This is a genomic window from Microcoleus sp. Aus8_D2 (assembly GCF_036702665.1).
GTDB lineage: Bacteria > Cyanobacteriota > Cyanobacteriia > Cyanobacteriales > Microcoleaceae > Microcoleus.
This window is the reverse complement of record NZ_JAUBUN010000001.1, coordinates 273,418-296,574: the sequence shown is the minus strand read 5'-3', so window position 1 is coordinate 296,574 and position 23,157 is coordinate 273,418. Positions and strand designations below refer to the sequence as shown.

General features: G+C 47.5%; 15 protein-coding genes. 6 read left to right on the top strand and 9 right to left on the bottom strand.

What is annotated here, in order from left to right; all coding sequences use genetic code 11:
- Positions 1-100: 100 nt before the first annotated feature.
- Positions 101-724 (bottom strand): precorrin-8X methylmutase, encoded by a 624-nt coding sequence (locus QUB64_RS01275; RefSeq protein ID WP_333269056.1) that lies wholly within the window; start codon positions 722-724, stop codon positions 101-103.
- Between the two features lie 424 nt (positions 725-1,148).
- Positions 1,149-1,952 carry a TPM domain-containing protein gene (locus QUB64_RS01270; protein ID WP_333269055.1) on the bottom strand — a complete coding sequence of 268 codons (804 nt, stop codon included), beginning with the start codon at positions 1,950-1,952 and terminating at the stop codon, positions 1,149-1,151.
- A 600-nt stretch (positions 1,953-2,552) separates the two neighbouring features.
- On the opposite strand from QUB64_RS01270, the gene QUB64_RS01265 reads away from it, so the two are divergent.
- The gene (locus tag QUB64_RS01265) at positions 2,553-2,930 is read left to right on the top strand and encodes a nuclear transport factor 2 family protein (protein WP_333269054.1); all 378 of its coding nucleotides are present in this window, start codon (positions 2,553-2,555) and stop codon (positions 2,928-2,930) included.
- Between the two features lie 454 nt (positions 2,931-3,384).
- Here QUB64_RS01265 and QUB64_RS01260 read toward each other — a convergent pair whose 3' ends face one another.
- Positions 3,385-8,862, bottom strand: coding sequence for an nSTAND1 domain-containing NTPase (locus tag QUB64_RS01260; protein WP_333269053.1), 5,478 nt, complete (start codon positions 8,860-8,862; stop codon positions 3,385-3,387).
- 683 nt (positions 8,863-9,545) lie between these two features.
- Positions 9,546-10,877 (bottom strand): ATP-binding protein, encoded by a 1,332-nt coding sequence (locus QUB64_RS01255; protein ID WP_333269052.1) that lies wholly within the window; start codon positions 10,875-10,877, stop codon positions 9,546-9,548.
- A 334-nt stretch (positions 10,878-11,211) separates the two neighbouring features.
- Here QUB64_RS01255 and QUB64_RS01250 point away from each other — a divergent pair, with 334 nt between their 5' ends.
- Both QUB64_RS01250 and ftsZ read left to right on the top strand, forming a co-directional pair.
- Complete coding sequence (locus tag QUB64_RS01250; protein WP_333269051.1) at positions 11,212-12,114, top strand: cell division protein FtsQ/DivIB; 903 nt, start codon at positions 11,212-11,214, stop codon at positions 12,112-12,114.
- 368 nt (positions 12,115-12,482) lie between these two features.
- Complete coding sequence (ftsZ, locus tag QUB64_RS01245) at positions 12,483-13,754, top strand: cell division protein FtsZ (RefSeq protein WP_333269050.1); 1,272 nt, start codon at positions 12,483-12,485, stop codon at positions 13,752-13,754.
- Between the two features lie 164 nt (positions 13,755-13,918).
- Here ftsZ and QUB64_RS01240 read toward each other — a convergent pair whose 3' ends face one another.
- The gene (locus QUB64_RS01240; protein ID WP_333269049.1) at positions 13,919-14,698 is read right to left on the bottom strand and encodes an MBL fold metallo-hydrolase; all 780 of its coding nucleotides are present in this window, start codon (positions 14,696-14,698) and stop codon (positions 13,919-13,921) included.
- A 157-nt stretch (positions 14,699-14,855) separates the two neighbouring features.
- Between QUB64_RS01240 and QUB64_RS01235 the strand changes: the two genes are divergently transcribed.
- The 3 genes from QUB64_RS01235 to thiD all read left to right on the top strand — a co-directional run bounded on the left by QUB64_RS01235 (position 14,856) and on the right by thiD (position 17,255).
- Positions 14,856-15,038, top strand: coding sequence for a hypothetical protein (locus QUB64_RS01235; RefSeq protein ID WP_333269048.1), 183 nt, complete (start codon positions 14,856-14,858; stop codon positions 15,036-15,038).
- 143 nt (positions 15,039-15,181) lie between these two features.
- Positions 15,182-16,396 (top strand): RNA-guided endonuclease InsQ/TnpB family protein, encoded by a 1,215-nt coding sequence (locus tag QUB64_RS01230; RefSeq protein ID WP_333269047.1) that lies wholly within the window; start codon positions 15,182-15,184, stop codon positions 16,394-16,396.
- Positions 16,397-16,418: 22 nt separating this feature from the next.
- Entirely contained in the window at positions 16,419-17,255 is an 837-nt protein-coding gene (thiD, locus tag QUB64_RS01225) for a bifunctional hydroxymethylpyrimidine kinase/phosphomethylpyrimidine kinase (RefSeq protein WP_333269090.1), read from the top strand.
- A 512-nt stretch (positions 17,256-17,767) separates the two neighbouring features.
- Here thiD and dndE read toward each other — a convergent pair.
- The 4 genes from dndE to dndC all read right to left on the bottom strand — a co-directional run bounded on the left by dndE (position 17,768) and on the right by dndC (position 23,076).
- A complete protein-coding gene (gene dndE / locus QUB64_RS01220; protein WP_333269046.1) occupies positions 17,768-18,169 on the bottom strand; it encodes a DNA sulfur modification protein DndE in 402 nt (133 codons plus the stop codon).
- A gap of 289 nt (positions 18,170-18,458) precedes the next feature.
- On the bottom strand, positions 18,459-20,456 hold the full coding sequence (dndD, locus tag QUB64_RS01215) for a DNA sulfur modification protein DndD (RefSeq protein WP_333269045.1): 1,998 nt from the start codon (positions 20,454-20,456) through the stop codon (positions 18,459-18,461).
- Between the two features lie 247 nt (positions 20,457-20,703).
- On the bottom strand, positions 20,704-21,267 hold the full coding sequence (locus tag QUB64_RS01210; RefSeq protein ID WP_333269044.1) for a GxxExxY protein: 564 nt from the start codon (positions 21,265-21,267) through the stop codon (positions 20,704-20,706).
- A gap of 126 nt (positions 21,268-21,393) precedes the next feature.
- On the bottom strand, positions 21,394-23,076 hold the full coding sequence (gene dndC / locus QUB64_RS01205; RefSeq protein WP_333269043.1) for a DNA phosphorothioation system sulfurtransferase DndC: 1,683 nt from the start codon (positions 23,074-23,076) through the stop codon (positions 21,394-21,396).
- Positions 23,077-23,157 lie beyond the last annotated feature (81 nt).

Sequence of the window (23,157 nt, the reverse complement as noted above, 5' to 3'; positions counted from 1 at the left end):
CTATGCAGGAACCTCGCTCTATCTTAAAAGCACTCATAGGCGGGCGTGATTGAGACTTGAGCAATGCCATTGGACTCTTCGTCTGAACGATCGAACCTCATCAACTGTTCCCCTCTTGGCCGTAGGCTTGCCAAGCCAAATCCACCAAACCGTTCATAATCGCCACAGCCACCACCGCCGAACCCTTGCGCCCCTCAATCCGAATGTGAGGAACCATCGAATCGTGCAGCCGCGACTTAGCCACGTCAACCCCGACAAACCCAGAAGGCGTTCCAATCACCAAAGCCGGCCGAATTTCCTCAGCTTCAATCAAATCTACGATCGCCGACAAAGCAGTTTGAGCCTGGCCAACCACAAAAATCCCCTCAGGATAGCGTCTGGCCAAAGTTTCAATTCCCCAAGCCACCCGCGTCTTTTCCTTTTGAGGGCGCGTCAAAGCCTCCATCGAACAGTAAACCGGATTCGCAAAGGTACTTTGAATTTGTGGGGTAATGCCCACCTGCACCATCGGCACATCTACCACGATCGTAGTTCGAGCAGCCAAAGCTGCCGCCCCGGCTTGCAAAGCCTGATCGGAAAAACTAATTAAAGACTTGTACTCAAAATCAGCAGTCGCATAGATCACACGGCGGACTATTTCGTACTCCGCCGCAGAAAAACCGTGGTCGCCAATTTCGTTATCGATTAATCCCAGACTCTGGGCATCGCTTACGTGCCATTCCATTTGTTGGATAGCTGTCGCCTGTGTGTTGTCAGGTATCAGCTTACCAGCTTTTAGTGATTAGTCATTAGTCATCAGTCATTAGTTATTTGTGAGGAGCGGATTTTTGGGCACTTTTGGCAGCCGACAAATCATCTCAAGACTGGCACACGGGGCAGAAACCGGGTTTTTCAGGAGTTAACTTCGTTGCATATCGCAAAAAAGCTAAAAAACCCGGTTTCTTTGGACTGGCGCGCGAGGCCCAGAAACCGGGTTTTTCACGAGTTAACTTGGTTGCGGCCCCCAGATTCCGTAAAAAACCCGGTTTCTAAGAGTCACACTTTCCAAGAGTCACACTAATAACGCGAGATCTTAAGCTCGCACTAACGACTGATGACGGCAGGACGGCCCGACGGCAGGACTGATGACGGCAGGACTCTTAAAAAAACTAAGTTTCCTCTGAAGGAGACTTGCCCAAAACCGGAGTCAAGAATGCCACCAAAGCCCCGATCGCAAAACCGGACACATTTCGAGCCAAAGGTAACCAGTCCGAAGTCCGAGTCACCACCGGCCCAATTCCGAAGGCCAAAAACAGAATACCCCACAGCGGCGAAAAAATTAGCGCCCACTGCCAAGCCACACCCTGTCCAGGTTTCCGAGGCTGAGCCGCAAACCCGCAGATCACACCGCCAAGCACCGACGTAATTAAAGTCAGCACCCACTGTTCCCTCGGCAAACCGGGAACTACGCGACAACCGCCCTGACGCAAACAGCCTTCTATCGACTCCAAAGATTCAATGATCGATCGATCTTCCCCATTGTCCCGCACAAAAAACTGATTGCCGTAGCGGGTTTGCAGTTCCACCCAAAAAGTGCGCGGCAGCAGTGGATACAGCGCGTCGCCCACATTAAAATTCAGCAAATTACCGCCTCGGGGGTCAGCAACTAGCAATACACTCTTGTTATCTAGGCCCCAATAACTTTTGACAGCTAAACCGGGCGTGCGATCGTACTGAGTCAGCACTCGCAACTTCCAACCGGTTTCAGCTTCAAAGGCGTTTAAATTTTTTGCCAAACCCTCTTCTTCAATATCCGTAAGGGCTTTAGCTAAATCAATGATCGGCGTCTGAGTGGAAGGCAACAAATCGGGATTGTTGAAAGCATGGGCCGCAGGTGCGATCGCCCACACCGACAAAGCCAGAAAAAAAGCAGCAGCAGAGGCTAGAAATTTGCGCGGGAAAAGCTGTGACATAGGAACTTGTAATCCGGGTCTTAATTGTGAATGTTAGCTGGCGGTCTTAACCAGAGGATAAGAGAAAACTCATATTTCTTTACAATTATTTACTTTACAGGAAGCCGAGAGCAAGCGAAAGGGGGAAATAGTTTTGAGTTTGGAGTGTTGATACCAAACCCAGGCTTGAATATTCCAGGACTTACGGATTGACAAGAGGTGCAAAATATGTATTCTGAGGAATAGAAGAGGACGGATGATTGCCGAATAACTCAAAAACAATTTCTTCAGTATGGTAGGGGTAGTGTTTCAACTGGATGACATCTCGCACCTGCTCCAACAATTTCTTGGGACGCTGCTGCATTAGATAGAAGGATGTAAAGTGTGCTTAGTAGTACATCCCGCTCACCTCCATAAAGAATCTGAAAATATGCAGAAAGATTCAGCCTAATCACCTTGAGCGAGCGTATTGTGCCCAAAGAGTCGGCATCAACGCCACATTAAGGTGTTATGGTGTTATACAGAATCATTAGATATATCCCACCCGCTGCGGGCTCTTATGCCGAAGCGTTCTGAATAAGAATTGTTAAGCCCTGCAGAATGTCCTTCACCACAGCTCTTATGCCAGATAAATCTGCACCAGAAATTGAACTGCTACGCGCGGCGTACGCTGCCTTCAACGCGCGAGATATTGACACCGCCCTCGCCACAATGACTCCTGACGTGGCTTGGCCGCGAGCGTTCAAAGGCGGTTTTGTCCGCGGCCATGAAGAAATCCGCGCTTACTGGACGGAGCAATGGAGCGAGATCAATGGGCATGTGGAGCCGATTGCCTTTCAGCCAGAGGAGGGCGGGCGGATTTTAGTCGATGTGCATCAGGTCGTGCGCGATCTGGCTGGAAGCGTGATTGCTGATGAGCATGTTGGTCATCGCTTCACCATTGAGCATGGCTTGATTCAAGTCATGGAAATCTGTCCACCTCCATTGTCCGGCCACTGAGCCTAACAAGGCGCTGCAACGAACGGAGGGCTAGTGTCTGACGCGGAGAGGTTGCTTTTCATCCCGCCGTTGCTGAGCTTCCAGCCGTTAGGTCTTGCTGCATGTCCTTCACCACACCCTGACTGCCTGACAGAAGTGGGTGAAATCGAGATTAGACAAAGCTGGTATAGTAGCCCGCGACTTCATTTTGTCACACCTCAAACAGAAGGTGGGCTTAAATTTACATAGCGCTATTTCTGTCAATGCGTAAGTTTTCTATTCCTTAATTTATGAGTCCGCTTGCCGTGGACATCGTTTGTGCAGTATCGGTTTCGACAGCAGACTCTATCTCTATTCATGAGTCTGCTTAAAGTGGACGCGATTTCAACCGCCGACTCTCTCGTAAAAAAGATTTCTAGCCGGGACAGTTAAGCAATTACCAATTACCCATTCCCAATTACCCATTCCCAATTACCTAAAATTGAGATTTTGTCGCCACCCCTTCACAGAGACGCCGATCGCGATCGCTCACATTAGGATTAGTTCTGAGATAATCCCCAACCCAATCGCAGCCCCTCACCAGCAAATCATCAAGATCCAAATTCCACAAAATCACCCGATTATCCTTGCTAGCAGAAGCCAGAATTTTCCCATCCGGGCTAAAACTCAAGCCCATCACACTATCCTTGTGACCCGTCAAAGTTTTCAGCAACGTCCCGCTGCGGCTCCACAACTTCACCTTATGATCGTAACTGCCCGAAGCAACCAACAAACCATCCGGGCTAAAACCCACGCTAGTCACGCTGTCGCTAGAACCCTTCAGCAGCGTCGCCACCAAAGTCCCGTCCACTTTCCACAGCTTCACCGAATTGTCGTAACCAGCCGAAGCCAGCATTTTGCTATCAGGGCTAAAAGCAACCCCCAACACAAAACTATTGTGAGCCCCTTCAAAAGTCCTCAGCAAACCACCATCCCGATTCCAGATTTTGACAGTACCGTCATCACTCGAAGAAGCCAGCATTTCTCCGTCGGGACTGAATGTCACCCCAGTCACCCAGCCGTTGTGTCCCGTCAAAGTCTTAATCAACCTGCCGTTTTTCGTCCAGAGTTTCACAGTCTTGTCCTTGCTCGCCGAAGCGATAATCTCGCTGTCGGGGCTAAAATTCACGCTCATCACGCTGTCGCCGTGTCCTTCGAGGGTAAACAGCACAGAAGGCGAACACGGGAATAGCGGCGCCGCAGGACAAGGGAGACTATTACTCATCCCATCTTTGTTCAGACTCCAGACTTTCACCGTTTTGTCGTAACTCCCAGAAGCCAGTAGCTCCCCGTCGGGGCTAAAACTGACGCTGGCGACTCTCTGAGTGTGTCCTTCCAATGTTCCCAGCAAAATCCCCGTGCGGCTCCAGAGTTTGATAGTTGTGTCCGTAGAAGCAGAAGCCAGCTTTTGGCCGTCGGGGCTGAAAGTAACGCTTTGCACCCGGTTTTGGTGTCCGTCGAGGGTTTTGAGCGGCACATCATCGAGCCGCCAAAGTCTGACAGTTTTGTCAAAACTTGCCGAAGCCAGAGTTTTGCTATCCGGGCTAAAACTCACCTGAGTAACTCGATCGGCGTGTCCCTCAAAAGTTCTCAGCAAACGGCTCTCCGGTTTAATGTTACTAGCATCGGTTGGGCGTTTGTCCCCAACACCCGCCAGATTCCAGAGTTTGACACTCCTGTCTGCACTTCCAGAAGCAAGTGTTTTACCGTCAGGGGAGAAACTGACACCAAATACCCACTTGCTGTGTCCCCGCAAAGTTGTTAGCAGTTCGCCCTTATTTACCTTGGTTGATTTTTTTGTGGCTGGGTATTTTAGTGCAGCGATGCTCCAGATTTTCACCGTTTTGTCTTCACCGGCACTAGCAAGCAGTGTACCGTCGGGGGAAAAACTGACTGTGTAAATTTTCAAGGGTTTTTTGTTTTCGCTGTGCCACAAATTAGCAATTAACCTGCCCTCAGAACTCCACAGTTTCACAGTACCGTCATCGCCCGCCACAGCGACTATTTTACCATCGCGGCTGAAGCTGATCCAATTTAGGGAAGCTGTTTGTTCGATCGTTTGCAGCAGCGTACCGTCAGTTTGCCAAATTTTGAGAGTTTTGTCTGTAGATGCACTGGCGATCGTTTGGCCGTCGGGGCTAAAAGCAACGCTGGTAACGCTATGAGTGTGGCCTGTTAAAGTTGCAAGCAGCGTACCGTCAGTTTGCCAAATTTTTACAGTTTTATCTAAACTTGCCGAGGCGATCGTTTTATTATCCGGACTGAACGTGACACAGGAGACGCTGTTAGTGTGGCCTTTGAAAGTTGCCAGCAAACTGCCGTCGCGCCGCCAAAGTTTCACGCTTTTATCTACGCTGGCAGAAGCTATGGTTTGACCGTCTGGACTGAAACTCAGACCCCAAACTACGTCACCGTGTCCCTCCAAGCGGTTGCGTTCTTTGACACCATAAACTGCCTGCTGGAGGGCCGCAGCAATCAGAATTTCGGTGTCCTTGAGGCTGTGCATTTGTGGGGAGTGTTCGATCTGTCTCCACTTTTTACCCGCTCTCAAACTTTCCATCATGGCGTCAAATTTGTTGTTTGATAAATAAAGCGCTTCTGAAGCTGCTGTGAGGGTACTGATTTCGGCTCGCTGAGTTTGAGCGACAGCTAGCTGTTTTTGACCGACTGCGCGCCACCAAAAGTTTACGGCGGCGATGGTGGAACTGGTGAGCAGCAGTACGCCGATCACTGCTACTCCCAGCAGTTGTTTGAGAAAAGTATTGGCTCGGTAGAGCTGTGCTTGACTCATCTTTTTGTCGGCTTCTGCTTTGTGCAGTCTGGCTTCTAAGCCGAATCTTTGGCGGATCGGCCGCACTAAATAGTCGTGTACCAATTGATAGCGGTCTTCCGGCGCTTCCCGCAGCAGAAATAGCAAACCGTGACCGACTAAAATATCTAAAATTAAGTCCAGGTGGTCGGTTTTCTTTTGTCCGCTTTCTGCTTTTTTGGCGAACTGTAGCTGTAGCGGAATTCTGCCAATCGCCGATAATGCCGATAATTCGGTTTCGCCGACATCTGCGGGCTGGTGGCCTGTCACTAATGAGAGTTCGTGTTTGGTTTTAATCAGCCGCACGCCTCTTTCATCTGTCAGGGAAAACAAGATTTTCCAAGCTGCGTCTTCGTTAACCAGGCCGCAGTCAGAGATGACTCCTTCTAGCGATCGCTTGACTAATTCTGCTTTGGGATTGTCCCCCAATTGCTGGTATTGCGCTAGACTGGTAATACCTTCTTCTTGCAGTTGCGCTCCCACTACCTGCAATTCGATCGGTCGCACTTCTTGCAGTTCGTCTGCCAAATCTTCCACGAAGGCATCGATCAGTGCCGGCTCTAAATAAAATTCCGCCCGTTTTGTTAAGTGTCCGATTACAGCCCGCGCGTCTTTGATCGAAAAACTGCGCAGTTGGTAGCGGATGCTTTTGTCGAGAATATTATTGTTAATGGCGTCGAGGTCGGGGAAGCGATCGCAGTCGAGCAAATAGTGCAAGTAATCTTCGCGCAAGCAGAGAATTATCTTGACATAAGGCAGGTTTAAAAACAAACGCAAAAAGTTATAAAAAAGTTGTCTTTGTTCGACTGAGGTCGAAACAAAGAAAAACTCTTCAAATTGATCGAAAATCAGCACAGTCAACAAATTATTTGTGGCATTTTCGCGCAACTGATCTATAATAAAATTGGAGACTTCCGCTCTGCCATCTGGGAAAATAGAGCAACTTTTTTGGTCGATTTCCTGTACTACTTTGGCGATTAATTTCCTTTCCTCTTCGGTTTGTTTGTCGTGCAGCGCGCCGTTCAAAGCATTTTCTAATTCCACCAGCCAGTCGGTGTAAACTTTGACTACTACGGGCAAGGCATCCCGCGCGCCCGGAGTAATATTTTTCAAAGCAGGTACTAAGCCGGCGTTGACGAGAGAGCTTTTCCCGACTCCGCTGGGCCCGTGAATAATAGTTAATTTATGGTCGTCTCTGCTAATTCTTTCTAGCAATCTATTGATATCTTTTTGGCGGGAGTAAGCTGTCATGGACGCTGCGATCGCAGCTTGATTTTGAGCTGAGGGGCTCGAAGGATTGACAGCTTGGCGCTGCTGTTGCAATTGACTGGCTCCAATAAAAGCTCTAAATCCGTATTGATACTCGATCGATCGCTGAGTCTTTTTAATCCGGAAAGCTTTGAGATACTCTCCCTGCTCGAAATAAACTGCTTGCAGTTCCGTCAAAATATCGATGTAAAGTCGGGGATCGTACTTCGGCTCGCTTTGAGTTTGAGCCAACTCCAAAGAATGCACCGCCGCTTCCCACTGGCCTAGCTCCCGCAAACTTCTCGCTAACAGTAAAAGATACGAACTGCGATCGGATTTGGGATGTTGGATTTTAGATTTGGGATCGTTACTTGACTCGTTAGTGCCCACAAATTCTGGATAATTCCCCTCAAACCCCAATCTCAAATCTTCAATCAACAATCTCAAATCGTTAGGTGTTTGATCTAAAATCGCCAAGGCCAACTCGGCTAGCTGGCGGGCTTGACTCCACCTCGACTGTTGCAAGGCAACTTCAGCCAAAAACCCGTAATCTTGAGCTAGTTGGCTGGCAGTACCGTAAGTGAAGTGCAACTGCAAAGAATTTTCAGCTAATGCTTGCAACTCTCCCCAAGCTTTCAGGCGTTGCAGCACTTGTCCTAGGTGTGCTGTCACCTCAGCTACCAATTGCGGGCGATCGGCAAGGGAGAAAGCGTTTCTAGATTGTTCCAGGCTAATCCAAGCTTGTTCCCAGTGGTGGCGGTTGGCTACCGGATTTCTGGCTGCTTGTAAGCGGTGACACAAAGCTATGTGAAACAGCACTATGCCTTCTCTCTCTAAAAATAGGATGTTGGGGACAGGATTCGACAACGAGGAGCACAGGGTTGGTCGGTTTTCGGCATATTCCCAGTTTGCGAGTTCCCAGTTGCCGGTTTGCTGCTGCCAAAATGCTAAGCTTTCTTGATAGTGAATTAAGGCGGTTTCGGTTTGATCGCTGACATAGTAATCTCGACCGAGAACGAATTGCAGGCTGGCTTTCAGGGCGGGTTCTAATTCTTGACCGCGATTGTGTAAATCTCTTAAAGCTAATTCTAGTTCTCGGCGCGACAAAGAGCCGATCGCCAAATCGAGGGTATTCCCCGGACTCAAAGGCGAATAGGAATGGACATCTGATTGTTGTCCGTTTTGGGGTTGAGACTTAAAGGTGAGAAAGCGTTCTCCGGAGCTGAGGGAGCGCGAGTGGGCGGGGTTTTCCCAGTCGGTTTCGCAGGTGCCAAAACCTGGTCTGGTGCCGGCGGTGCTGCTGCCGAGTTCTTGATTGATTTCGCCTATTTTAAATATAGTATCGGCTCGCCCTGCCAGAAAATCAATTAATTCGTCAACCGCCATTTCAAATTTAATTGTGGCGGCGGCCCAACTTTTGAAATCCGGGGCCAGACGAATCATTTTGGTCACGATGTCATCTGTTACCCACAAAATCACCGGGCAGGAAAAATTTTTGCGAAATTCGTCTCGCACTTGATTGGTAGAGGCCATCAGTTCGTCGATCGCTACTACTGTTTCTAACCCGAATACCATCAAAGCCGAGGCGGAACCGACCGCCGAAGACTCGCTCGGGAACGTGTTTGCCAGGAGGGTAGTGTAGAGGGTTTTGACGGATGCTGGCAGGACGAGATCTTGAATTGGAACTGCGGACATTTCTCGCAGCCGCTGCGCTATTTGCTGTCGCAACTGCTCGTAGTTGCAGCGCACCAAAATTAGCGAGAATTGCTGTTGAGACATGGCGATGGACCTGACCAGAGTTTTGAGCGATCGCTCGTTGTAGCTGGCAGTTTCTTGTTGTTTAAGTAGATCGGTCATGCGTGCACCCCTTTTGCAGAAATCAATTACCTAACGATCGCCGATCGTGACTGAAACAGTATCTACTTAGAGATGCCCGTATCTGTCTGGAGCTTTATATCTGTAGGAATACGTAGTTTTTCGTACTTCTCCTATGAATACATACACAGTCATTAGGTTTAATCTAAACACATCATACCTCTCAATTTCCGAAAAAGCGAAACTTGAGAGTAAAAATTCAAGGTGGCTTAAAATATTTTTTAGTCAGCTACATATAAATTGCTACCGGTCATAAATAGCCGACCGCTAAATTTATGGATTATACCCACGACTAGCTATTAGTAAATAACTCCGGTATATGTGTAGCATATCTTTAGCAAAAAAGCAAAAAAAAGTCGTCCGGGAGGGGAATAGTTGAGGCTCATAGCAACAGGTAAATACAGACCTAGGGGGTCTGGCCTTGCAGATATGAGAGTTGGGATTGGGAAAAGTCCTTGATGGTGGCAAATATTTACGGTGCAATAATATTCGCGGCGTGCAGGCAGCATTCTACAGAAATCAGCCAGTGGCAAAAACCGCTGACTGCGTGCTATATTGGATTGTAGGAGTTGGGAGTTTTGAACGGTAAATTTTAAGTTAAAAAGTTTCTAATTCACTCGCGGCGAAGGGCTCTTAGAGTCGCGAATAAATCTCAAAAATCCCAACTATTTTTCGTGGTTGCCCTGCTGCCACTCCTGATATTTTCTGGTTTCTGCTAAAGCTGGATTGATGCCAAACCAGCGACCTTCTCGATCGCGGTATTCAAAGACAAACATACTGCGCAACAAGATTTGAGATTCTTCTTCGCCGGTTACACTTTGTCGGTTGACAACTTGAAACAGCAATTCCCATTCTGTGTCATTGATGGCTCCGAGAAGGTCATCGCGGTATTCTTGAATGACGCTTTCGAGACATTCGCGGGAGAAGGGAGGGTCTTCGTGTTGCAAACAGCTATACAAAAGCATTAGTAGGTTGCGAACATGGCCGCCGCTAATCCGGCAGAGCCTGTCTAAAGTTTCGGGAGAGTCAAAGACTTTGGAAATCAATTCGATGCGTTGAGCGGGAGCAACTGTGGGGAAAGCTCTAGCCAATACGAGTTGTCGCAGCAGTGCCATTCCTTCGTTGTGATCGTCGCCCGATCGCCGGATCACCGGTACCATCGGCATCACCTTAGGTTTGACTCCAAATCGACTGGCGAGACGGCCAAAGTCGTTAGAAAAAATCAAAGTCAGGGGAATTGTGTAGACGACGTGACAATTGAGTTTTTTCAACTGTTCGCCGCGGTCTAAAAACAGGTATTCTGGCTGGGTGCGCCCGCTGGGTTTGAGGGAAGCGTCGAGGCGATCGAGGTTGTCAACGATGACTGCGAGCCCTTTTTTGCCTTGGTGCTTGAGTTCGGCGTTAGCTCTGTTGAGGAGTTCTTCGTTGATGGACTGCAAGATGCTGTTGGTGCGGGGTTCGAGATATTGCCGGAGTTGCGATCGGAGTTTGGGAGAATCTTTAGTTTTAGCCGTAACTCTAGCAATGCCTATAGATAACTCCGCTTCCGCTGACAAATCTATGGGAGTCTGCAAAAATTCTGCCACTTCTGCAAACAGATTTGTAAAATAGCTGGGTCTGAGTTTGATTCTGGAGGATTCCATAGTTTCGCTGACTTGGCGAGCAATGCTCAGCAAAATATCGCTGATGTCTACATCGCCCATGTCTAAGTCTTGGGAAGACTCGAAGTAGACGACGCAAAAACCCTCTTGCTCTAGCTCAGCTTTGAGTCGAAACAATTCGGTAGATTTGCCGCACCCGATATGTCCTGTAAATAGCTGACAGGTTGGCTCGTCGGGGGAGATGCGGGTGATGGTTCGCTGTAAAGATTCAATGATTTTGCCGCCCCGCACGGAACCAAAATCAATGTAGTATTGATAGTCTCCTGGGTCTCCTGCAACAAGGGTCTTGCTCGGGTTACAGGCTTTATAGAATCTGTCTAATTCGAGTGCGATCACAATTGAAGCCGGCTAAAAGTTAAAAAAGTTAATCGAAAGTCTAAACTTTCTTTCGTTGAGTTTAGTTTGATTTGTCACCCTTTGCCCTGTGGGGTAATGCCCTAAATACCCAAACAACCTCTATCTGCTAATCAACCGGACGGCGCGGGAATTGGGAATTTTTAATTAAGAAATTTTAATTACCTAGCTGAACCGGTGATTTTACGGATATTGGCAGTGCTTCTGGGTAATTTTGCGGGGATCTGGTTAAATGGTAGGGGGGTAGGCAGCTTGAGAGAAATTAAACAGTTTTGAATTTTTGCTAATTTTAAATTACTAAAGTGTCAAGAGGTAGATGGCTAGTTTTGGAGCGGTTTCTCAAACAGAGTTAGGGCGCAGGCGTCAAGAGTTGCGGCGGCAGCGTCGCGCTCGATCGGTGGCTCTGCTGTGGCAAACGGTGGCAGCGAGCGCGATCGCCGGCGGTTTGCTGTGGTGGATTGCACAGCCAGCTTGGTTGATAGCTCGATCGGAACAAGTGAAGGTGGAGGGCAATCAGTGGCTGTCGGACAAGGCGGTGCGCTCTTTGGTGCCGCTGTCTTACCCTCAGTCGCTGTGGGGGATTCAACCGCAGGCGCTGGCCGAAAAGCTGGAGTCAACGGGAGCGATCGCCAAAGCCAAGGTGACTCGCAACTTGTTTCCGCCTTCTTTGACTATAGAAGTGTCAGAACGGCTGCCGGTGGCGGTGGCGCAGCCGACTGCGGTGTTGAAATCTAATAGCGACAAGGAAAAAGTGGGGTGGCTGGACGCTCGCGGAGGTTGGATGCCGTCGGATAGTTATGCCGCTGTGCGATCGCAGAATAGCTCGATCGTTCAAGGCAGCGCTCAGGGAACGGAGCCTCAGCATTCTTTGCCAACTTTAAAAGTCATCGGGCCTTTGGAACAGTATCGCGCCTCTTGGCCGAAGTTTTACCAAGGACTCAGCGGCCAAACGGTAAAAGTGTTTGAGATAGATTGGCAAGACCCAAATAACTTGATCTTGAAAACAGAGATCGGTACGGTACACTTAGGGCCGTACAGTTCTAAGACTGCTTCGCAACTTAAGGTTTTAGACCGAATGCGGCAATTGCCAAAACAGCTAGATTCAAGCCTCATAGCCTACATTGACTTGAGAAATCCTGCGGCGCCGATCGTCCACTTACCAGAACTCCCCGGCAGTTTGGAGAGTTCAAGTCCCGCACCAACTCCCGCCCACAATTGATCCTCTGTCAAGCAAGGGAAGGTAGAAAATATTGGTCGGCCGGCCGAATGTTTAGCCATCAGGATCAATACGCAGGGCTTGAAATCAGGACTCTATGCGCGATCGCGCATCGGGAGCGCCAAAAATTCGGATTTTTCTTTTCATCCCCATGCGGTTCGGGCTAGTATCGATTTTTTTTCCTTCTGCGTTGCGTACCAGCGGCAGGATTGGGGTCAATGGAGGTCTCGGCTAGCGTCGCGGCCCAAAATCCGAGATTGCTAACATTGACCCTCGACCTGTGTTAGTTTTTCGCGCAACATAGCCTATAGTTGATCGTGAATTGGCGTTTAGTTAAGTTAAAAAGCTGTAATCTACTATCCCCGACTCTAATGAAGCTTAATAATAGTCAGGGGTCTGACCAAGACAGTCCCCCTTCGGAAGAAGTAAAAAATTTTCCGGTGGCCATCGATTCCGCCAATCCCTTTAGACGCAAGTCTGGTTATGTAAATGTAGATAGTATTGATATCGATCCTATGGTCAATCCCAAAGACATAATGCCCAGCAGTGCCGCCAAAATCAAAGTAATTGGCGTCGGCGGGGGTGGCGGCAACGCCGTTAACCGGATGATTGCTAGCGAGGTTTCTGGCGTCGAGTTTTGGTGCGTGAATACGGATTCCCAAGCTCTGGTGCTATCAAATGCTCCGAAACGCTTGCAAGTCGGACAGAAGTTGACGCGCGGTTTGGGTGCAGGAGGTAATCCGGCGATCGGACAAAAGGCAGCCGAAGAATCTCGCGACGAAGTTGCTAATGCTCTGAATCACGCGGATTTGGTGTTTATCACGGCCGGCATGGGCGGGGGTACGGGCACGGGTGCGGCTCCAATTGTCGCTGAAGTGGCTAAGGAAATGGGCGCCTTGACTGTAGGTATAGTGACGCGGCCTTTTACGTTTGAGGGACGGCGGCGCACCAGCCAAGCTGAAGAAGGAATCGCCGCTTTGCAAAGCCGGGTGGATACGCTGATCGTGATTCCTAACGACAAGCTGCTGTCTGTGATTTCGGAACAAATGCCGGTACAAGAGGCTTTCCGAGTTGCTGATGATATCTTGCGCCAAGGTGTTCAGGGTATTTCTGACATTATTACAATTCCCGGTTTGGTGAATGTTGACTTTGCTGACGTGCGGGCTGTAATGGCGGATGCAGGTTCGGCTTTGATGGGTATCGGCGTGGGATCGGGCAAATCGCGGGCTAGGGAAGCTGCAATGCAGGCGATTTCTTCGCCTTTGCTGGAAGCTTCGTCGATCGAGGGCGCTAGAGGTGTAGTGTTTAACATTACTGGCGGTACAGATATGACGCTGCATGAAGTTAATGCGGCGGCTGAGACGATTTACGAGGTTGTCGATCCGAATGCCAATATTATCTTTGGAGCGGTGATTGACGAGCGGCTTCAGGGCGAAATTAAGATTACTGTGATCGCTACTGGTTTTTCGGGAGAACTTCCTTCGTCTCCTCAGGCTTCGCGCACACAAAATGTTAATGCTCCTTGGCGGGCTGCAACTGCGCCGGTTACTCCAGCTCAACAGACACAGGATACGAAAATTAAACCGCAAGATTTGGGATTGGATATTCCTGAGTTTTTGCGCAACCGTCGCCCAACCAAATAATTTGAGATTTGAGATTTTGGATTGGGGATTAGGATGGCTGATTAGATCTAAAATCTCCCATCTAAAAAATCTAAAATCTATGTAGATTTTGGATTAGGGATTAGGGATGGCTGATTAGAGCTAAAATCTACAATCAGCAATCTCCAATCTAAAAAATCTAAAATCTAAAATCTAAAATCTAAAATCTCTAGGGTTTGTCCGGGTTCGGGTTCGAGTAGTTGAGTGGAAAGTCCCGATTTTGCGAGTAAATCGCGAAATTCGGGAATGCTGCCGACCGATCGCACTAACATTGGTAAAATGCCTGTGGCTCGAATGTCTCCCGCCGTTGTAGGCAGGAAAAACCGAGGTTTTAGGGTTTGGGCGAGGCTGAGGGCTTCAGAGGGGCCCATGATGACTTGTCCGAGGAAGGGGAAGATTTGACCGATGACCGGGGCGATGGCTACGTCTACGGTGTCTATTTTCTGTTTGACTTTTTCTAATGGTGGCAGGTGCGGCTCGTAATAAAGTGTCTCGCCGCTGCTTAAATCTTTGAGTAAATAGCCGTTTTCTTCCTGTCCCGGCTGAATTTCGGCTCCGGGTACGGCGGTAATTTGTAACATTTCTTTAAATTTCGACTCTTGCCAATTTGCTAAAGATGTGATCTTGGTGTAGCCTAAACTGGTGAGGACTTTGGCGGCGGTGGGTGAGGCGATCGCGGGAATTGTGCGATCGAGCTTGGAGAGAGTTGGTCTGTGACAGTGGTCGTCTAAGCCTTGGGAAATTAGGATAAGATCGATCGGCGGTAAGGTGCTGGGCGTGAAGGCGACGGGGGTATTGTGGTAGGCGGTGAACAGCCAAGGTTGACCGTAAAATACCAGGGGATCGACCAGCCAGGGATCGACGAGGACGGTTTGACCTGCGATGTGGAAGATCCAGGAGTTGAGGTCGATTCGGGTGAGTTTCATAAGTGTTTGCAATAATTATTTACATTTATTTTAATCATAGCTAATTTGGCTGGGGATTTTGAACTAGAGATCCAGCCACAGGCGAGACGCCTGTGCCACGTGACAGGAATGTTATAGTCAGAATAATTGAATTATTAACGATACAAGCTGGATCGAAATGGAACTCAACCAGAATCCGCTCGAATTTTTAACTATAAAAGTACAACAAACTGTTACCGACACCCAAAACTTAGCTAACGAAATAGCTGGTAAAGTTCAGGAAAATTCAACTTTAGCTGAGACAGCATTCATCCCCGCGCTCAACCTGTACCCAGGTGAGCGTCGGGATGAATGCGAGTGAGCCGCCGATTCCACACACGAGAGGCTCTCGTCACAGCCAGCGGAAGATGGGCGTGTGGATGAGTAGGCGAACAAATTCCTTGCTTTTGGCAATGTTCTCAGCTACAATATTCTTAGAGCAATCAAAGGAGTAATCTAAGTATTGTGCTAAAAGCTGTCAAAGTCCGAATCTATCCAACAAAATCCCAGCAAGCCCACCTTGCTCAGGCTTTTGGCTGTGTACGTTGGGTTTGGAATCAGTCTTTGGCTACGATGACCGCCACTTATCAAGAAACTGGCAAAGGCGTTACAGCCATGACAATGAAGAAGTCCATACCTTTATGGAAAGCTGAATTTGAGTGGTTGTCTGAGTGTTATTCGCAATGTCTTCAGCAGTCAGTTTTGAATCTAGGTGTGGCTTTTGGTAACTTCTTTGATGGTCGAGCAATGTATCCGACATTCAAGAAACGTCAAGGAAAACAGTCAATTCAATATCCTCAAAATGTCAAAGTCTTGAGCGATTGCGAGATTAAATTCCCGGGCTCGTTGGGTGCAGTCAAAGCGAAGGTTCATCGGGATATTGAAGGCAAAGTTAAAACTGTGACTCGATCCAAAAATCCTGATGGTAGATACTTTGCTTCGATGCTGGTAGATGATGGAATTGAATGTCCAGAATCTAGTTCTGAAGGCAATATAATTGGCATAGATTTGGGTCTAACTGATTTTGCTGTCACCTCAAAAGGCTCTAAGTATCAACATCCTAGAGCTCCTAAAAAACCTGATAAGAATCTAGCCCGCAAGCAGAAAAAACTGTCTCGCAAAAAAGACAAAACGACTAACAATCGTCGCAAAGCAAAGCTGGCAGTGGCAAAGGTTCACTCAAAAATCAAAAGAGTTCGTGAGGATTTTCTGCACAAGCTATCGCGCAAGATAGTAGACGAAAACCAAGTCATAGTTGTAGAAAATCTGGCAGTGAGAAATATGGTCAAAAACCATTGCCTAGCTAAAGCAATTTCTGATGCTGGCTGGGGAATGTTTTGCACCATGCTCAAGTACAAGGCTGAAATGGTGGGCAAAGTTTATCTAGAAGTAGGTCGATTCTTTGCATCAACTCATCTCTGCTCCAATACCTTGAAACCACTGCCAAAAATCGATCGGTCGGTGCGTGAATTTGATTGCCCTCACTGCGGGCAAAGGCACGATAGAGACATCAACGCCGCGATTAATATCAAAAACGAAGGCTTGCGCGTATTGACGTTGGGAACCAGCGTTATTGCTCCTGAAGGCTGCGTAAGACCAAAACAGTATGGGCGCAAATCTACTACTGTGGAGGCTGTGGTTGTTGAAGGGAGAAGCCCACACTCTACCCGCTACGGGTGAGTGTGCGGTAGTTCACATAATTATGCCGGAGATTAAGCAATCAATGATACCAGTTGCAATGACGATCGCAGGTTCTGACAGTGGCGGCGGGGCCGGAATTCAAGCAGATTTGCGGACGTTTGCGTTTCATTGCGTCCACGGTACGAGTGCTTTGACTTGTGTAACGGCTCAAAATACATTGGGTGTGATCCGGGTGGATGCTTTGTCTGCGGAGGCCGTGGCGGCGCAAATTCAGGCGGTGGTTGGGGATATTGGGGTAGATGCTGTCAAGACTGGGATGCTGCTGAATCGGGAAATTATGGTGGCGGTGGCTTCGCAGGTTGAGGCTTTGGGAATAGGGAATTTGGTTGTCGATCCGGTAATGGTATCGCGATCGGGCGATCGACTGATTGACGACGGGGCGATCGCATTTTTGCGAGATAATTTGATTCCTGTGGCGACTGTCGTCACTCCGAATCGGTTTGAGGCTGAGATTTTGAGCGGAAGAGAGATTGTTTCACTAGACGACATGAGGGCGGCGGCGCAACAGATTTATCGATCGGGCGCGAAAGCTGTTTTAGTCAAAGGTGGCGGAATGGGGGGAGATTTGCGCGGGATTGACGTTTGGTTTGACGGTACGCGGTTGGAGACGTTGAAGGTTGAGACGGTGGATACTGGGAACACTCACGGGACTGGTTGCACATTGAGTGCTGCGATCGCTGCTAATCTAGCATTAGGTAAAGATTTGTTTACAGCAGTGACATTAGCTAAGAATTATGTTACTACTGCCCTCAAATATGCTTTGGATATTGGGGAAGGTCAAGGGCCAGTAGGGCATTTTTTCCCGCTTTTGCTGAAGGAAGAAGTCAATAGTCAGTAGTCATTAGTCATCTCATGACCCAAAAGAAAGATCGCAATCAAATAGGATCGAGCGTTCCGAATGCGAGTCCGCATCCATCAAAGGACTCGCATTCGGAACGCTCGATCCGTTGTTATTACTGGTACAGTTGTTCAATTGTCTGCGTTTAGGCTGGGGAATGCAGGGATGCAGATCCGGGGAATGTTTGAATGAGTGAGGGTTTGGGGTTTTTGAGCTGTGAGGGCGATCGAGTCAGCGCAGGAAGTGACAGTTGAGTGTAACTGCAAGTTAAAAAAATTCCCTATTGTGAAATCATCGAATTTAACAATAGCCCCATGGAACTCCTCAACTACTACTTTCAAACATCTACTTCCTTCCAACCCCTATTCTATCAGGTCAAATTTGTAATTTGCCATAAAATCCTCCGCCGCGACAGCCAACAATTGGCAGTTATAGCACTCCTCAATAAATTGTAAACTTTTTCTCTTCCCTTCTCTTTCTTCCTTCGCGTCCTTCGCGCCTTCGCGGTTCGTTTAATTTCTCAATTTCTCAGGCTCTAGAGCGATCGCCACCAAATCTTCAATCTTCTTAATATTCGGATCGCCAGCTAAATAGCCAATACCTCGATGCAAGTGTAGGCGAAACTGCTTGGCTAGAGTTTCTTTTTCCGTGCCCAAATTATCTTGATAACACCGCTGCTTGAGCGCAATTATCAGGATGTCCGCCATCTCGCCGCCAAAAACATCCCAGCTTAGTTCGACATTGCTGTCGCTGGGAATCGGTACTGGGGATGGGATGGTGGGTTCAGCGAGCGATCGGCAAAATCCCCACCTGCAAAGGATATTCCACTGATCGATTTTAGTCGATCGTTTAAGTTTGGATAGTTGGTCTTTACCTGTTTGGGAGAGGCGGATGCGATCGACTGGTGGTTCCATAGGTTGAGAATTTTTTGATATCTTGTAAACAGTGTTAATATTTGGAAGGCTCAGGCTCTCAATTTACGTTTTTTTGACTGAATTGGAAAACGAAACTTTACAATTTTTTACACGGCGCGGGCTTGATAAATTCAGCGGTTTTTGGTATTGTATTTCTAGTAGGATGTATCCTAATATAATGGGATGGTCGCAAAAATAAAATTTTCGCAACCATCCCATTATCCTATATATACTACCGCAACTCCCAGGCAAAAGTCAAGGGGGTTGCGGAAAATTTTGGCGCGAATTTTTATGCCCAGAAATAACCAGGTTCGACGGTAGTTTGGCGTTTACCCGAATCATAGTTGAGGAGGTAGCTGTGGGCGATCGCCTCTAATTCTTGCAGCTTATCATATTCTGTTTGGCTAATCTCCGTGTCGGTAGAAAGCAGGATGACTTGGTGGCTGGCTGAGGGAAAATAGCGTTCGACTAGGTTGTTCCTGTGGGATGAGTCGAGGCGGCCCAGGGGAGTGTCGATCGCAACTGGTAACTGTCTCCCGGATACTCTGGCCAATCCCCACAAAAAGGCGATCGCCAATAATTGTTTTTCACCAGCCGAAAGTCGGTGTTTGGGTACGAGTTTACCTTCTGGATCGTAAATTGAGAGGCTGAAGCTTTGAGTGTCGATCGCCACTCTGTGCACGAGGTCGGTTTTGTGCAACAGGTAGCGAAAACAGTCGGTAATCTCTATTTCGAGTTTGTTGAGTTTTTTGAGGGTGAGTTTTTCTTTGAAGAGTTTGAGGGTACCTTGCGCTTTGGCGATCGAAGCGATGACGTGTTGGCTGTTTCTGATGGTAATGTATTCGCTGCTGTAGCTTTCTAGTTCTTTCTGGGTTTTGGCTAATTCTTTGTCTAATTCGTCGATTCGGCGATCGGCTGATTCCAAGGCTGCGGCTGCGATTGCGACTGCTTTTTGCGCATTCCTGACCTCTGATTCTAGTTTTTCGTAGGCTTCGGGGGAAGCTGCGGCGGCGAGTTGTCTGTCTGTAAAGTCGATTTCTGTTTCGATGTTTGTGATTTCTGCTATTTGTTGGGCGACTAGAGTTTGTTCGGCTTTGATTTGGTAACTGAGGAGGTTTTCTAATTGCTGGATATTGCTGTTGTCGGCGTTCATCCAGGGCGGCGCGTCGGTTCCGGCTTGCTGTTCGAGTTCTCGATCTTCTTGGCGGATGAAATCTTGGATTTTATCTAGCTGTTGGGGATTTAAGGAGATTTCGGCGATGTAGTTAAGGAGGCGATCGCTTCTTTGTTTGAGCACATTTTTGGCAATCTTTGCTTGCTGCTGGCTGGCTTCGGTTTCTGCTTGGGTTTTGGCTGCGGTTAGCAAGGGTGAAATTAGGGCTAGTGGTAGGGTATTTGATGCCAATTCAATCAGGGATTGACGGGTTTTTTCTGCCTGATTTCTGTAATCGTTTAGCTGTCTGTCTAGTAGACTGCGATCGCCCGCAATTTTACCGCCTTGATAAAGAAATTTGTCTGATGCTTGTTGTTGATTCTTTTGAGCTTTTTCTAATTCGTTTTTAAAGCAGGCTTGTTTTTCCTTAGCTAAGTCTGTTTCAGCAGTAATTTCCTGAAAAGTTTGTTCAATTTTTTCTAAAGCTGCCAAGTCTTTTTTGCCAGCAATTTCTTTGCGCTTGCGGCCTGCTAATATTTCTAAATCGACAGCGAGGCGTTCTGCTAATTCTAAACCCAACAAAGATTTAATCGCGCCGACGACAAACTCTGGCGGTGTTTCGAGTTCTGCCAGTTCTTTTACTTGTTCGCCGTCAAACAGAAACAGGTTGGATATTCCAACTGGCAAAAGGGTTTCGATATATTCATCCCAGGTGTTAGTAATGGCTTTGTCCGACCACCAATCGCTGACTATTTCGCTGTATATGAGAATGCTGAGGCTATCTTTAATATCAAGTTTTTTCCAGTATCTAACGATTTTAAATTGAGTTAATTTGTCGTCTTGGACTTGTTCAAAGGTTAGTTCGACGCGAGTTTCTTCTAGTGGGGGAGTGTGGCGGTTGATGGATTGATTGAGAAAGTCGCTGTAGCTTAAATTGCCTCTGGTGGAACATTGGGCGCGGCCGCCGTAGAGGGCGAGGCGAATGGCGTCAATGAGGGTGGTTTTTCCGCCGCCGTTCATGCCGCCAAATAGGATAACCGGGCAGGGATTTCCGTCTTTTTCGGGGCGGAGATTGATGGTTTGGGTGCCTGCATAGGGGCCGAAGTTTTTGAGGACGAGTTCGAGGAATTGCATTGTAGATGTTGTTGGTGGTTGGTGAGAGTTGGTGAGGGATTTGGTAACCGATAGTTGGTTGGTGGGGGGGCGGTTAGCAGCGGATTTTGTAACGGATTTAACGGATGGGTGGTTGGTGGGGGCGGCGGTTAGCAGCGGATTTGGTAACTAATCCGCTGCTAACCATCCGTTAAATCCGTGACCAAATCCGCTGCTAATCATCCGTTACATCCGTTACAAAATCCGTTGCTAACCGCTTCCCCCCTTGCTACCAATCGATTATATCGGTTGAATTTTCCTCCTGATTTTGGGGCGGAATGCTGGGAGGTAAGGGTAGTTCAGCATCTGTTTCTTCATAGGATCCTGAACCTCCCCTCATCCAACCTCTGCCATCTGTTTTCGGCCGCCACAAGTACGGTTGAATGTGTTGTTGCCAACCTTGTACAGATTTTGGTGGGAGAATGCGGTGATCTTCTAATTTGCTGCGACCAAAGTTGATAAACAAACCTACTTTCGCTCCTGTAGCTGCTAAGTAAGCTATGATTTGAGCTTTGTCTTTGTCGGTCATTGGATAATTTACGGCTTTATCCTCTACTACTATACATTCATTGACCCAATGGTCTAAATAAAGGATGCCCATCCAGACTTGACCGTCGTAAATTTGTCTGGGATACTCCATTTCTGTGGTAATATCGAATTTCAGCATTTCTGCATCAAAGGCTCTTTGGTAGTGTTTTTCTCTTAAACCTTTTTGTGTCCTCCGGTGTACTCTCATGGCACAGCCGATGATGCTGTATGTCAGATCCTGATGGGGAATATTAGGGTCTATCATGGTCGTAAAAATTTGGTAATTTTAACGATGAGGGTTTGGTAATGCTGCGGTTAGTTGACAACCATTATATGCGATCGCACTGGGAGGCTGTCAACAAGTTTGGGTTTAACCGCAGGCGGTTGCTTGCTAATCGCTATGTTTTCCCTCTCCTACATCTGGAGTAGAATATTTGATATCTGCCCAAGATAGCTGCTTCGCTTGATTGCTGTTGCTTTCAAGTTCTTGTTTGAGTTTGGCAATATCGACGGTCTCGTTTTTTGCGGAATTGTTGGTTTGGGCGATCGCATTTTTGACTTGCTGAATGTTTTCAGTCGGATTTGCTATAACAGCTTCCACCGCAGTTTTTAAGTTGCGTTGATAGTGAGCGTTACCAATAGCTTCATCCCTCGATCGCGAACTGGTTTCAAAACACTTGTCCAAATCCGCGTAAATGCCTGTACGGCGGGGTTTTGTGTAATATTGGCGTTCTGTGTCGAGGAGTTTTGCCATCAATTCGAGGTGCATTTCGTCCTCGCTACAAATTTCTGCGATCGCAGTCCATTCGTCGCTACCTAGGAGTTTCCTTTCGGCGGCGGGACGGGAATCTGCAAACGGTTCGCCCGTGACTTCTTCATAAATCCGGGGTAAACTGTCGTCAAATTCGTGTCTTTCTTCCAGCCAAATGCGGCGGATTTCGCTAAGTTCTTCCGGGGAAATTAAAGTTATATCTCGCATTTCTTCTGGTGCTTTAGAACGAATTTCAGTTTGAACAGAAAGAAGTCGCCTCAATAAATGATCGCGCGCTTCTTTACTATAGGGGCCTGGAATAGGCTCAATAGATTTTTCACCTTCTAAATTGCGTTCATAGAGTTGGACATTGCCATTACGCCGCCTAAAGTCACGTCGATCGCGACTATCTTCAACATCCAATTCTACACGAAAATCTAGTAGAGGTTGCAACCACTCTTTTTCTTCATCATTTTGAATCATCGCTGTTAGCGATTTATCCTGACTCACCATTGTACATACCCAGCACCCAAAACGAGAGCTACCACAGCTAGGCGTAGAAGTATCGACAACTAGGGGACATTCATTATCAGCAGTAGCGCCCCGATACATACTGAACAAATCTTTGTTGCTGTATCCCCAAGGATTATCCCACTGCATCAGATAGAGCCAAACTTCATCATCACGCCAGTCTTCAATAGGACTATAAACCAGAGAGTTCGGTAAGTTCATATTGGGACTCAGGCGATCGCGTACCCGTCTGGCTTCCATTTTTTTCATCCTATGAGCACGCTTGGTGCTTTCAGCTTTACGAGTCCCTAAGACAAGTATAGTTTCACCGCTACTTCGGATAATATTGCGAATAAAACGGTTAGATGGAGATATTTTTAGGCGATCGGTGCACCAGCGAAACTTACCTCTTGGTGCTGGGTATCCTTTACCAATCAAACCTACCCAAAAAGTGTCTGTCCACTCTGGTTGTAGCACATGAGTATGTATGGGCATTTCTTGTTCTATAGCAGCAACATTCATTTGCTGAATTGACTTGCGAACCCATGCAGATACGATCGGATTTTCTACCAGAGTGTCAGTTGTAATGACATCAATTGTTTTAGTCCGCTTGGACTGTGGAAGTTTAGCTATCGCATTCCAAATTAGCTGTAATACCGCACTTGAATCTTTCCCGCCACTATATCCAATTACCCAAGGAATGTCATCAAGACAATATAACTCTTGGATTTCCTCAGTTAGCAATTCTATGTCTTCTATTAATTCTGTAACGGTGCGACCCGGTAATAATGACATCTGTTGAGTTTGTATCATGACTAAAATATCCTTGGCTCTACCTTAAAAGTATATAATACAATATAGTGTTGGATTAAAATTTATTATTTAATTTATTCT